General features: G+C 45.4%; 8 protein-coding genes. 7 read left to right on the forward strand and 1 reads right to left on the reverse strand.

The window, feature by feature from the left end; all coding sequences use genetic code 11:
• Positions 1-41: 41 nt before the first annotated feature.
• Positions 42-1,502, forward strand: a complete 1,461-nt coding sequence (locus IQ276_RS07350) for a protein kinase domain-containing protein (protein ID WP_193915564.1) — start codon at positions 42-44, stop codon at positions 1,500-1,502.
• Positions 1,503-1,892: 390 nt separating this feature from the next.
• Here IQ276_RS07350 and IQ276_RS07355 read toward each other — a convergent pair whose 3' ends face one another.
• Positions 1,893-3,737 carry a vWA domain-containing protein gene (locus IQ276_RS07355; RefSeq protein WP_193924466.1) on the reverse strand — a complete coding sequence of 615 codons (1,845 nt, stop codon included), beginning with the start codon at positions 3,735-3,737 and terminating at the stop codon, positions 1,893-1,895.
• 160 nt (positions 3,738-3,897) lie between these two features.
• Between IQ276_RS07355 and IQ276_RS07360 the strand changes: the two genes are divergently transcribed.
• The 6 genes from IQ276_RS07360 (at position 3,898) to IQ276_RS07385 (ending at position 14,380) form a co-directional block, all read left to right on the forward strand.
• A complete protein-coding gene (locus tag IQ276_RS07360) occupies positions 3,898-6,450 on the forward strand; it encodes an ATP-dependent helicase (protein WP_235115502.1) in 2,553 nt (850 codons plus the stop codon).
• Between the two features lie 867 nt (positions 6,451-7,317).
• The gene (locus tag IQ276_RS07365; RefSeq protein ID WP_193917396.1) at positions 7,318-8,220 is read left to right on the forward strand and encodes a hypothetical protein; all 903 of its coding nucleotides are present in this window, start codon (positions 7,318-7,320) and stop codon (positions 8,218-8,220) included.
• A gap of 114 nt (positions 8,221-8,334) precedes the next feature.
• Complete coding sequence (locus IQ276_RS07370; protein ID WP_235115503.1) at positions 8,335-8,769, forward strand: hypothetical protein; 435 nt, start codon at positions 8,335-8,337, stop codon at positions 8,767-8,769.
• Positions 8,770-8,786: 17 nt separating this feature from the next.
• Entirely contained in the window at positions 8,787-9,428 is a 642-nt protein-coding gene (locus IQ276_RS07375; protein ID WP_193917392.1) for a hypothetical protein, read from the forward strand.
• 188 nt (positions 9,429-9,616) lie between these two features.
• Complete coding sequence (locus IQ276_RS07380; RefSeq protein ID WP_193917390.1) at positions 9,617-10,231, forward strand: PASTA domain-containing protein; 615 nt, start codon at positions 9,617-9,619, stop codon at positions 10,229-10,231.
• An 84-nt stretch (positions 10,232-10,315) separates the two neighbouring features.
• Positions 10,316-14,380 (forward strand): S8 family serine peptidase, encoded by a 4,065-nt coding sequence (locus tag IQ276_RS07385; RefSeq protein ID WP_193917388.1) that lies wholly within the window; start codon positions 10,316-10,318, stop codon positions 14,378-14,380.
• Positions 14,381-14,399: the final 19 nt, after the last annotated feature.

Raw genomic sequence — 14,399 nt, forward strand, 5'->3', positions numbered from 1 at the left:
TTTTGGGAAAACTATCTTATGAATATCGCTGGTAATCTCTCATGACAACACAGCTACTGAACGATCGCTATCAAGTTATCCGCACTTTGGGGGCTGGTGGGTTTGGTCAAACCTATCTCGCAGAAGATACCTATATGCCCTCAAAGCGCCATTGTGTGGTGAAACAGCTAAGACCGATTCAGAACAACCCTCAAATTTACCAAATAGTCCAAGAGAGGTTTCAACGGGAAGCAGCTATTTTAGAAGAACTCGGTGGCGCAAATGACCAGATTCCAGCGTTGTATGCTTACTTTTCTTCAGGCGGGGAATTTTATTTAGTTCAGGAGTGGGTTGAAGGTGATACCCTAACTGCAAAAATCCAAAAGCAAGGGCTATTTAGTGAAGCCGCAGCTCAGGAATTATTCATAAATATCTTACCCGTTTTAGATTACGTCCACTCAAAAAATATTGTTCACCGGGATATTAAACCTGATAACATTATTGTGCGTTATCGTGACGGAAAACCAGTGCTAATTGATTTTGGTGCTGTGCGGGAATCAATGGGAACTGTGGTGAATTCCCAAGGTAATCCTACCAGTTCCATTGTGATTGGTACACCTGGATATATGCCCAGCGAACAAGCCGCAGGTAGACCAGTTTATTCGAGTGATTTATATAGTTTGGGAATGACAGTAATTTATTTACTGACTGGAAGAGTAGCGCAACAACTAGAGACAGATTCCCAGACTGGTGAAATTGTTTGGCGACAGTATGCTAGTCATATTAGCCCAATGATGGCAGGAATAATTGACCGAGCGATCGCTTATCATCCACGGGATCGCTATCCCACAGCTAGAGCGATGCTAGATGCTTTGCAGACCATAGCAAATCCAATTCCGCCAACGCAACCCATTTTTACCGAACCAACTGTCGTATCTGCACCACCACCTCAAACAGTACATGTTCAGCCACAGCCAAGTCCTCAAAATAATAATCAGAATAATATCCTCATCGGCAGTTTAATTGCAGGCGGATTAATCGGTGCATCTGTAATTATTGGTCAGATGCTGACAAATTCTTCTCAACAAACAACAGATAAAACAATATTACCTTCACAAACACCCTCAACTGTTCCCAGCCCGATAATAGAAACTCCTAAATTTACACCAACTCCATCTATTCCTACTCAATCTACACCTTCTCCAACTCCATTAATAACGCCAGATGATAACACCACTGTTAATACTTATTTTTGGCTTTACCAAAGACCTGTAACTGATGCAGATTTGGACGGCAAAAGCGGTTTTGAATTAGATATTATGCGAAATTCAATATTTGCTAGCCACGGGCGCCGTTTTGACACGCCTGAATTACAAGATTACTTTAATAACCAACCTTGGTATCGTCCCATATATTCACCAAAAGAATTTTCACCTAAATTGTTATCAAGGTTAGAGCAACAGAATGTGGACTATATCAGTAAATATCAAGACCGTTATGGTCTGAGATATTTTAAGAAATAAGTTGCAGCAGAATTCAGGAGTCAGGAGTCAGAAGTCAGGAGTCAGGAGTCAGAATTCAGAACTCTGAATTAGTTTTGTAGGGTGCGTTATCGCTTCAGCGTAACGCACTCAGATCCCCCCCAACCCCCTTACAGCTATTTTCAGGTAAATAGACCACGCGGTAAGGGCACAGCAATGCTCATTGGTGTCAACTTCAGCTCAAACCTTTATCCCACAAACGTTATACCCCACCCCCAACCCCTCCCCTTACCAAGGGGAGGGGCGGTTTTGGCTTTAGACAAAACCGGGGTGGGGTAACGCTACGGGAGTCTATCTCCATGATTTTCCAGGGAGATCGCACGTTCATTTGCCTCAACGATATTGAAATACTGACAATCTCGTAATTTCAACTCAATTGGTGATGGTGGGTTGCACAAATCGCTTAATTTCACCACAGGCAATGTAGGATTTGCCATCGGGTGCTGTTTTAATTTCATCCACTACGTAAAGCATTCCTTCTTCACGAACCGATCGCGGAAAACGCATGTTCCAATTCGGTTCATATCCGTCAGAAACCACTCTAGCACGTAGCTTACTGCCATCTTTGACGCACTGAACAAGAACACCATCCTTTACAGTATCAGTTGTGGGCAGGTCGGCGGCACTCGCAGGGCCTTTGGATGCTTTACCTGTACTAGCTGACCTAGATTGTCTAGGAGCAACGAAGATATCTGATTCACCAGGTCGAGCAAGACGGGTTATCTTACCACCGACACGGTAGAAAGTGCCGTCACTTGAAAGTTCCAGTGTTTCCACCACATAGCGTGCGCCCTCGGCACGAATCGATCTGGGAAATTGGACGTTCTTGGTGGAATCGTAACCATCGGATATGACTTTGATTCGCAGCTTACCGCCTTCACGCACACAGTGTAGCTCTACACCCGAACCAACTTCATTGACAACCGGCATCCCATACACTTCATCCCCAGCCGTAACACCGCGAGCCACCAAATCGCTGCGATTGCGTGTCATTGTCTGGAAACTCTGATCCCGCAACTCTTTACGTCCGGCATTCCCCAGAGCTTTTTGAGCAATTCGACCTGCGAAATACTCTAACTGATCTATCTCTTCAGCAATTTCAAAATTCTCATTCAACCCTTTATCGCGCAAATCTTTCACCAGCGCCCGGAGGATTTGCTCGGCTTCCTCATGTCTACCATGCTCAGCTAAATTGAGGGCTGTCTCTTTAGCTTTAGCGATGGTGAGGCGGCTGAGTTCCAGGATGATATGGCTTGAAGAGGCGAGGGCTGCTTCCTCAACTGTGCCAACTTTAGCGACGATATCCGCTGTGCCGGACACACTTTGAATCACATCATTTTGTACGACATCAGCACTGTAATGCAACTTCATCACAGGTAATTCGCCGAGTTGAGCAGAGGATATCTCTAGACTCAACCCCAAAAGTTTGTCTTCACCCTCATAAAGTTCTCCCAAAGTGATGACGGTTTGACCAGCGTCATGGCTGACTTTAGCCAAACTTAAGGTATCTACAAGACTCACACCATCAGCCAACTCAACTGTCACCTTGAGATTCTGACCTATCACTGCTCTGAGACTATCTAGCTCAATGCTAAACACTTCAGTTGCTTCATCGACGCTCTGAATAAAGTAGAAATTGCCGTTAGCAGCCCTGGCCATACCGATGAGCAAGTCTTCATTGAAACCCTGATCGAAACCTAAGGTAGTTGTGGTGATGCCTTCCTCAGCTTTTTGCCCCGATGTCGCCGTCAGTATTTTCGGGTCTTGAATGCCCATATTGGCATGACCATCGGTAAGCAATAGAACACGGTTGATTTTTTGGGGATTGAGTTGGTTTTTGACGTGTTCGCAGCCTTTGAGCCATCCGCCAGATAAGTTGGTGATACCGCCTGCTCTGACTTTGTTAATAGAATTTTTCAGTGCAGCTTTGTTAGTCACAGCCTGAGGCGTTATAACTGTGTCCACTTCATCATCGTAAACAACGACTGAGAGAATGTCGTCTGGCTCAAGTTGATCCACCACAGACTCAGCGGCTCTGAGCGCATGATGTAAAGGAGCGCCTGCCATAGAGCCTGAGCGGTCAATTACCAAAGAAAGGTTCAGGTTACGTCGGGCAGATTCAGCTATGTCAGCACGAAAACGTAGCAGAATATTAGTCTTTAATGAAGATCCTGCGGGTAGGATAGCCTGGTCAAAGTCGTAACTTGTCTTGAGCATTTTATATACCCCTTCGAGTTGTCTGTGATAAGCTCCAAGCCTTATGCTGCTGGGATATCCAGTGCTTTTTTTAGTTTACCCAGAAACCACTGTATTCAGTGTCAAGGGGAATATTTAATGTAAAGTTTTATAGCTATGGAAGATGAGGGGGATGAGGGAGATGTCCTCTTATCCTGGCGACGCAAAGTTACACACAGGGCGCAAGAACCGCTATATTCAGAACAATAACCTTACTGTTACTGTGCCTCAAGAACATCTCCACTCAGAAGTATTGCAGCGATCGCTCGTGTCATCTGCACGAGCAGAAGCCGTAGCACGTATCCGCAATAGTCTGCGTCCTGGACAGCAACAAATGGCTGACTGGCAATCTGGGCCTCTAGCTATTTCTGCTGTTCCTGGTGCAGGCAAATCCACCGGGATGGCGGCGGCAGCAGCGATCGCCATTGCACGGCAGTATGAACGTTCTGCCGAGTCGCGTTCCTCTTCCCGCCGTCAGTTGGTGGTTGTCACCTTTACTCGTTCCGCTGCTGCTAATATTAAAGCCAAGATTCGCAAATACTTACGAGATGATTTATCTCTACCTCAAACAGGCTTTTTTGTCTATACCTTGCATGGTTTAGCGTTAAACATTGCCAGCCGCCATCCTGATTTATCAGGGTTGCAGTTAGAATACGTCACATTAATTACACCAACTCAAAGTCACCGTTTTATTCGCACAGCCGTAGAGCAATGGATTGGGAATAATTCAGAACGATATTTGCGGTTATTAGAAGGTCATCAATTTGACGGAGAAGAGACAGAAAGGTTACGTCGCCAATCGGTGCTACGAACAGAAGTCTTACCAGAATTAGCCAATACAGTCATTCATGAAGCCAAAAGTTCTGGGATATCGCCAGAACTTTTGCAAGAGTGGAGCCAACAAACCACAGACGAATATGCAATTTTGAGTGTAGCGGCGGGATTGTACGAGCAATATCAAAACTTAATGCGATCGCGTGACTTCATTGACTACGACGATATGATTTTAGCCGCACTGCGCGTATTAGAAAACGACAGTGCCCGCCGCATCGAGCAAAACCAAGTTTTCGCGGTCTTTGAAGACGAAGCCCAGGATTCTAGCCCGCTACAGACGCAGTTGTTGGAAATTTTGGCGAGTAATTCGGAAGAAGACACGGAGACGCGGGGACGCTCTGACGCGGGGGCAAGGAGAATAACTCCCCACTCCCCACTCCCCACTCCCCACTCCCCACTCAACTTGGTACGCGTCGGCGATCCTAACCAAGCGATTAACTCGACCTTTACGCCAGCCGATCCGATTTATTTTCGGCAATTTTGCGAAGAGTGCGATCGCATTCAACGATTGGCAACGATGGATCAAGCAGGTCGCAGTACGAGAATAATTATTGAAGCTGCTAACTTTGCCCTCAAATGGATCAATAATCAGTGGTCGGTAACAAACCCCCAGTCCCCAATCCCCAGTCCCCAGTCCCCATTCCCTGATGCTGATAATCGACAAGTACCATTTCGCTTGCAAACAATTCGTCCTGTTGACGCTGGCGATCCGCAAGCGAACGCCAACCCAGCAGCAGTAGGGCGAGGACTGGAATTATATACTCCGCGTGATATTTATCACACCGTTGAATTGTTATCTCAAAGAGCGATCGAGTTATTTGGGGAAGATCCAACAAAACATAGTGCAGCGATTTTGGTGCGAGAAAATCGCCAAGGACGATGGCTCGCAGAAGCTCTAGCACCTGTGTGTAAGGAGCATAACATTACACTTTATGATGTGGGAGAACGCGATCGCCGTTCTCATGTGCCCCAAGAAATTTTGGCATTGCTGCAATTTTGCGATCGCCCCCACTCTCCTGATTACCTCAAAGCCGCACTAGAAGCATTGGTGCAGCGTCAGCTAATTCCTACCCAAGACCTCAACGCCCTTGCTAGTCTTCCAGAAGAATTTTTGTATCCCAGCCCCCTCGCAGCACCCCAAGCAGAACTAGTACAAAAAGCTGCACATTTGTGTCGGAGTTTACTCCGCGCTCGTTTGGAACTGCCTTTGTATCAGCTAATTTCTTTCCTCGCCTTGACCTTAAACTACGACCAAGCGGAATTGGCAACTGCTGATAAACTCGCAGAACGGGTAAACCAGCAGATAGCTAGCAATAGTTCAATGAGGGCAATGCTGTCAGCTTTAAGTGAAATCGTCAGTTCAGAACGGTTTGAACCAGTAGAAACCGAAGATTCCGAAGAACGTTACACCCGTCGCGGTCAACTGACGATTATTACTATGCACAAAGCCAAAGGACTGGACTGGGATTATGTTTTTATTCCCTTTCTGCACGAAAACCTAATTCCTGGCAGATTTTGGGTTCCTCCCCAAAGCCAGTTCTTAGGGGATTTTACCTTATCAGAAGTAGCCCGTGCCCAAATTCGTGCTGCTCTCCACGGAGAATCTACCATACCGGATGTGACGCAAGCATGGGAGCTAGCAAAGCAGTTAAAAATATCTGAAGAGTACCGTTTACTCTACGTTGCCATGACACGAGCAAAACTTCTGTTATGGATGTCTGCGGCGCAGAAAGCACCTTTTACTTGGAGTAAGCCGGAGAATTTACAAGAACAAGCGCCTTGTCCGGTTTTTCCCGCACTAAAGCGCCAATTTCCTGAATGTGTCGTCACTTCGGCGATGATAGCCAAATCAATATCGTGAATTTCACCCACAAGGAGGGATTCACTCCGAGGTTCTCGCTACCTTCCTCATAAAATTTCAAAGCCAGCACGATTAGTAAAAGCTAATATTACTGGCTTTGATTTTTCTGATCTAGTCCTAGAACCAGGAGGTATAAGACAGGAACGAAGAGGGTTTTAGCCCAGCTTCTCTTTCATATCATGTCCCCCTAATCACTTATCAAAAAAAATCTCCGCGTAAGAGCGTCTGGTGTGTCTTTGCGTCAGTTCACACGATAAGTATTCAACCGGAGATAATATCACTTCATAGTTTGGCTTTATTGTACCAACTTACTTATATATATTTACAAAAATTTATAATAACAAATATTCATTTTTTTATAAAGGAAGAAATTATTTAATAATTAAGAATCACCTGTATTATTCACTTGCAAGGTATTGTATGTTTTGTAAAAACTATTACTTTTAATAAGTCAAAAAATCTAGTTATTAATTAGGTGCGTGCAAAAAGTGTTAGCAATTACAATTTACTGTTTTCAGCAGTGGCTCTCTTATCGTTAACAAATAGGACTTTGAGAAGGTTATTCCCCCGCTTTTTAAGGCTTGATAGGGGGAATGTCGATACAGACGTAGACTTTTCAAACATCCTCTTAAAATAGAAGTATTTAAAAAAATATAAAATATAAAAACTAAAGTTATGCTATTTGCAATCAAATACTTTTTAAAATTTTAAAAAGTATAAATACTGATTAATCTCAACGAATTATTTTTATTTTTAATAAATTAAATTAGCTGAGATTGGTGTATATAAAAGATGTGTAAACTTACAGTCAGTATTTTCAGAATATGAGCAAGAGATATTTACGTTATTAATAAGGAGAACAGCTATATGTATATTAATGACGGCTTGAACATTGATGAAGGCTTTGAAGAAAATCCATACGAAATCCTGCGTAAAAGCCTTGCCCCTAAATATCAGAACCTACCACCAGAAGATATTGAACAAATATTGCAAGATTCTTTTTTAAGAAATGTTTCCCCTGAAGACGCAGAGGACTTCTTTAGGGATCTGGGACGATTTGTTTCAAGTCCTGTAGTAGGCCAAGTTGCTTCAGTTGCTTTACCTATAGCTGGTACAGTAGTTGGCACAGCAGTTGGTGGTCCTGTGGGAGGAGCATTGGGGGGCGCAATTGGTTCTAGTGCAGGTAAAGCAATTGGTTCAGCAACAGCTTCGAGGCAATCACCAACTACAACACAATCACCAACTGCAACACCACTGCAAAAGCCTAAACAACAAGTCTTGCAACCCCCACGAAGGCAGACATCAGGAGCTTCTGGTGCAGCATCTCAACTCATTGGGCTAATTTTTCAGCCCCAAGTGCTTCAAGCTCTATTGGCAATGACGATGGGTTCTGCTGGAAGACAAAACATAGCAGTCGGAGGCAAGGAAGTTCCAGTAGCAGCATTTGCAAATCTTCTTGGGACTTTAGCCAATCAGGTGGCAGTAGAATATAACGGTGCTTCCATTTACAATGGTGAAGACATTCCCCGCTACTTGACAGACTCTGAGGGAGAGTTTTTAGTTGATCCAGCCGTTCCTGAGCAGCGAGCTGCTGCTTTGCTGAAGTTGCTACAAGAGTCTTATCAAGAGCAATTAGTCGAAAAGGTTTCCCAGCGCAAATCTAATCATACATCCCGTCAACAGACTTTGCTGATGGAAATCGATGAGATGTATGATGCCTTGGACCTTGCCGAACTGTATGCGGGCTATGAAACTTGGGAGGAGGATTAAGTGGTGAATAGCCTCAATTCCCTTCTGCTCCAAGCGCTCACTGCATCTGGTTCCAGTAGTGAGCTATCCGTAAAAGACCTGTTGCTCTCTCAGTTAGAAGAGACAGACCCGACAATGGCACTGCTCTTAAACTATTTGACTCAGAGAGAAACAGAACAATCTGAAAGTGAGCTTTTTGACGAGGACGACATAGACTTAGACCTACCTCAAAGTATGCGGGAGTCAGAAAAGGCTCAAGCGCAAGAGGAAAGAGTAAAAGCGTTTAATCATCTTCGTCAGACGGTAAATGATATGTATGCCGAACTAGAGGAAATGCGGGCAAGAAATGACGATCTTGCTGCGGCTTTGGGAGCCTGTTACCTGTGTTGGGGTGAAGATTCACGGTGCAAAATTTGTGGCGGGAATGGTCACCCCGGCTCTTTTGAAATTGACAAAGAGCTTTTCGCAGAGTTTGTTATTCCAGCTGTATATCGCCAGAAGCAGGAAAGCATGGCTCGTCGTTCCTCTAGGAATACTAGAACGCGCACATACTCTAATTACGAACCCTAATAAAAGGAGATAACGATATGTCTAGCAACGGTCAAATCATAGAAGATCTAGATAGTCTCGAAGATATTCTTGAGGACTATGAGTATGATGAGAGCGATGAGAGTGATGAAAGCGATGAGAGCGACCTGACAGAGCGGCGGCGTGGTCGCCGCTGGAATCGACCCCGAACAGCATCTGGGGGGCCTTACTCCCAGCCTCGCGCGGGACAGTATGTGAGTCAGACTCAATTTCAAGCAGCTCTAGCGCGGGTTGGCTCGCAAATTAAAACAAATTCCAGTGCAATCAAAACAGTCAATGCTCGCGTTAATACAGTCAGTGCTGAACAAACTCGTCAAGTGGGAGCGCTGAAAAAGGAAATAGCTGAACGCAAGAAGCAAGATCAGATCCTCAAACGCGATGTGCGTCAGAAGCTCGATCTGCTCGTTCTTTTGCCTTTGCTAATCAAACCCAGTACTAAAGAAATCAACGTCACAAATGCAGATGGCACAACTGAAAAGGTAACTGTGCTAGTAGAGTCAAACGATACCCTCAGCACGTTACTTCCACTTTTGCTGCTTGGTGGTCTCGGCGGTGGTGACGGACTAGGAGGCACAGGAGGTACAGATAGTAATTCTTTGCTTCTCATCCTGGCACTTAGCGGTGGTCTAGGCAAGAAGTAAGTAAGCAGGACTTACGCACTCAGATCCCCTAACCTCCTTTTTAAGGGGCTTTAAAACTTCCCCCAATTCATCGGGGGGCTAGGGGATATCTAGATTTCAGGCTTCGGTGCGTAAGTCTTATAAGTAAGTTACAGGGGAGTTATGTATACTTTGGCATTCTCCCCGCCTAATTTTTTCGGGGAAAAGCAATGAATAATCGTGGGCTTTTGTTGGCTCTAATCCTCAGCAGAGATATTGAAGATCCGCAAGCTCGAACGCAGCTTTTGCTTTCGGGAAACCTGCTAGGTTCTTCTCCCATTGGTCTGCTCTTGCTAGTAATATTAGCAAATCGCGCTCAATCCCAGCCTTCCGTTCCAGATGTTAAAGTACCAAAAGTGACTGGAGAAAGTGTCTTAAAGTCAGCAGACCTTTTGCCAAAAGCTTTGAAAATGCAAATTCAAGAACTTTCTAACGACCCAAGGGATCTTTCAATAGCACTCCAAAGCCCCAGTGCTGATTCCTTCGTTAGACCTGGCAGCACGGTAACGCTGTTTGTCAAAACCAACTCCCAGCAGTTAACACATGTTACAGTACCTGATGTTGTTGAACTCCCCTTTGAAGAAGCGCGGGAACAACTTCAAGACAACAATTTGAGACCTGAAGTTATAGAACCACAGTCTTTTAACGTAGATAAACATAGAAAGACTAAAGTTAGAAAGCAAGAACCGGGTGCTAATAAGAGTGTTCCTTTGGGAAGCACTGTATGGCTGACGCTAGTTAGCGACATAGAGACATTTCCAGCTGATACTTCACTTCCTCGGTAACGTTTTAGCAGTTTTAATCATCGATCAAGTTAGTTGTAGTTTGTTAGTTAAACACTCTCAGTGATGTGTTGAGGAGGTTAAACTATGGACCCTGCCCTTTGGGAATTGTTAGGCGAAGGGGATAACCAAGATGAGGTTGCAGCGATTATCCGGTTGAAACAGCCGGGGCTTGTGCCTGAAGGAGTGCGCCTGGTTTCCCAGTTCGGTAACATTGCAACCTGCCGTTTGCGACGGGGTGCAATTTTGGAGGTTAGGGCAGATGAAGCGGTTGTGAGCTTTAAAGCTCCTCGGCTGTTGACTACTGAACCGGAAGTGGACGTGGAAGAGGTTGAGGAAATTCTCTCTGAATCCGCGTCTAGGATAGATGAGCGCCGTCCTTCATCTGAGGAAGTGACGGGACGAGGTGTCGTAGTAGGTGTTGTAGATTGGGGGTTTGATTTTGCTCACCCCGAATTTTGTAAGGCGGATGGTTCCACGAGAATACTTGCTTTATGGGATCAGCGATCGCGCCCTCAACAAAAGCCTCCTTATCCCTACAGTTACGGTGTTGTTCATACCCCAGAGGCAATCAATCGGGCACTAGCAGCCAAAAATCCCTACCTTGCTCTTGGTTACCATCCAGGGGATATCGATCCGGGTGGCGAAGGAACTCATGGAACCCATGTCGCCAGTATTGCGGCGGGTAACGGTCGAGGTGGAGGCCCAGTGGGAATCGCTCCTGATGCTGACTTGGTGTTTGTCCACATGGCAACCATCGGTTCCGAAAATAGTGCTAATTTGGGCAGTTCGGTGTCTCTGTTGGAAGCAATAGATTTCATTGCTAAAACAGCAGGCGATCGCCCTTGGGTAATCAACCTCAGTATGGGGCGACACGGAGAACAACACGACGGCACAACATTAGTAGAGCAAGGTCTGGATGCAGCAGTAAGTGCAGCACCGGGTCGAGCGATTATCCAGAGCGCAGGCAATTACTTTGACCGTCACATCCATACTCAAGGACAAATCCGCCCTGGCGAAGCTAAAACATTTGTTTGGCTGGTGGATGCGGCAGATGTGACACCCAATGAGCTAGAGGTTTGGTACTCAGGTAAGGACATTTTCGCTGTTGAATTGCACGCTCCTAATGGATTGTTATCTCAGCGTGTTGCCCTGGGCGACCAAGCCAACCTCAAAATCAAAGGGCAGGTAGTGGGAAGCATCTATCACCGAGGACACGAACCCAACACCCTAGATAACCAAATCAACATTTTTCTCTATCCCAGTGCGCCTCCTGGAGCTTGGAAAGTCACACTGATTGCTATAGATGTGGTAGATGGGCGATTCAATGCCTGGATTGAACGGGATGTGGCTCTGCCCCACTGCCAGTCACGATTTCGTGCAGAAGACGCAGTGAATACTTGCACCACAGGTACTATCTGTAATGGCTTCCGTACAATCGCTGTAGGTGCGTATAATTCCCATTCTTCGGAGCGGGAGATAGCGGGATTCAGCAGTGCTGGGCCTACCCGCGATGGTCGTACTAAGCCGGATCTCGCAGCCCCTGGTGTATCGATTTTGGCAGCTAAATCTGCCCCTCGTCGTTCTCAAGCTGAGACTTCACTGCTCACGCGCAAGTCTGGAACCAGTATGGCAGCTCCCCACGTAACAGGGACAGTTGCTCTGATGTTTGAGGCTGCTGGGCGACCCTTACCCATTGAAGAAACTCGTAACTTACTGCTTGTCAGTACCCAAAAGGCAGCATCAGAAGAAGACCTCTTTCGTATAGGCAGTGGCTACTTAGACATTGAGAAAGCTGTGGATGCTGTGCGTAATATTGGTAAAGCCAAAACACAACCGCAGATAGAAAAAAAGTTGGGCCAATTCGCTCCCAGCAAAGCAGCAAAACAGTCTGCACGGGAAGATATTCAAGCCTTTGAGACAAGAGTGGCCCAGGAACCAAGCAATGAAGTTTATGCTGTCAATGCAGATGTAATAAACATTAACGATACGATCGCTGATTTTGAAACCCAGGCAGAGGAGCCAGAGTGCTGTGGAGGATACGAAGCAGATTCCGAGGCTACTGTGACAAGTAATCAGGAGAAGTTTATTGTTGAAAACGAGCCGATAGCCGGGGTTGGATGGAGAGAACAACAAGGAGCGGCAATGAGCGAGTTGAGGATTAATGTTGTGAATCCAGATGTAACGGATATTAACGATGCGGTCATCGACTCTAGATATCAGACAGATGAATCAGAATGGTGTGGAGGGTATGAGGCAGACTCCAATGCTGCGATCGCAAATGAAGATATATGGTCTGCTACCGATACCCAAGAGTCCAACGGCAACGGCAAATGGTATAAAACCCCCAGTAGAGTAGAGAATCTTAACCTGCAACTAGTGGATTGGGCAGATGAAGCGATCGCTATTGAAGAAGGCGATCGGACTTCGGGTGGTGTCATTCACCAGATTCTTTCTAAAGCGGGAATCGCAGAAAACTTAAATCCCACAAAAAAAGGAGCAATGCTATCACCAGCAGAGATTTTTGATGCCTTTACATCTAAACGTAGCCCTAACTTACGACGGCACTTAACCCAATTTTTTGAAGTCGTAGCTACTCCAGGGGAATCTCTATCTCAATCGCTTCAGGCTGGCGATCTGCTGATCCGAAGAGCTTTGGGAGAAGGCAAGTTAGCGCACGTAGCTGTAATTGCTGAGTCAGAAATTCGGGCCCACGAGCAAGCATTAACAAAAGGATTGCAGCCAGAGGTAAATCACCAAGGGTGGTATGTGCAAGTCGTAGAAGGTGGCTCTGTGCCCCACAACCGCGCCCACGGTTTTGCTCGCAGACTTCTAGATAGCAACGGCAGATTGCCTTATGACCAGTTAGTAGTTCGTCCGATCCACCAAATTGACAGTATCGCCACTCAAGAATCTGTCATCCCATCTTTTGATTTTGCACAAGAAACCAACAAACGATTTATCATCGCCCTTAGCAATCGCAATGTTTGGAACTTAAATAATCCCACTCGCACTCGATTTTATCTAGACTACTGGGATAGACATCATGAAATTCCTTGGGCATTTTTAGCTCATTTAGTTTCCAGAAATGCTGGTTATCAAATGAGCGATCTCTTACGTTACCAGGATTACCTAAACTTAGCTCTATCGTTTACTTCTCCTACAAGCATAATTACCAAACCTGTTATTGATTGGCTAGAAAAAAAACTTTCTCTTCCTGGTATTGGTTTACCACTGAGCGTAGCGCTTCTTCAGCAAGTGTTCCGGTTTTTAGAAGCAGGAAACTTTTTAATTTTTCACGATGTTTTCCCCCAACTAATAGCCTATGAAGTAGCGAAGGAAGTTTTCTTTTTGACTCAAGATGTGACAGGTAGCATGAAAGCATTCGACTACCTCACAGGTGAAGGTGTAGATCTACAAATTATTAATCAGTGGAAGCAATTTTTTACTAAGGCGATACGCAAAAGTTTTTGGCAAGGTCAGCCCGATCGCGTCATTGAAAACGATCCAGATGTCATTACACTGACCTATGCTCTGATTGTAAATGAACAGAACTACATTGAAGACAGGCTTTTAAAGCCCATAGCCGGAATTCCTGAGTACGTACCTTTCCAGAAACCAATAAGTGTTCTCTTCAAAATTAGTCAAGCTTTAGAACTCACGAAACTCATTTTTCCAAAAGCAAAAGCATCTTCCCCTTCTGTCCCCGCAGAATTTTTGATCCATACTGTTGGTGATTTTAATAATTTACAGATTCGGATTGACACAGGACGCAAATTGTACTTTAGCATTGCGATCAAAGACCCAAGTAGAGGTGAAGATATCAAACGATGGGTTAAAACCAAAATCCATGATGGCTCTCGACAGAATTATGATCCTGTCCATTACAGCGTGAAGTCTGTAGCAGCGGCTGCACTTGATCGTAAGCTTTCAAGCCCACTCATTCCTACTGGCCCCTTACCAAGCTGGCCTGGGCCACCTCCATCAACAGTGCGTACTTGGTCAACTATCCGCCCTGGGTTCGGGTCTTCCTTAGGACTTCTGCCAATCGATGCTTTCGTCTCCCCTGAAGGAGAAATTCAATCTGGTGGTTCTAGTCGCAAACCAGTGGAAACTGTTGATGGAAAATTACTTTCAAAAATTTTGTTTTAAACGCTTTCGCAGCAGAATA

Origin of the sequence: Desmonostoc muscorum LEGE 12446, from assembly GCF_015207005.2 — a bacterium.
In the GTDB taxonomy this organism is placed as follows: Bacteria; Cyanobacteriota; Cyanobacteriia; order Cyanobacteriales; family Nostocaceae; genus Nostoc; species Nostoc muscorum.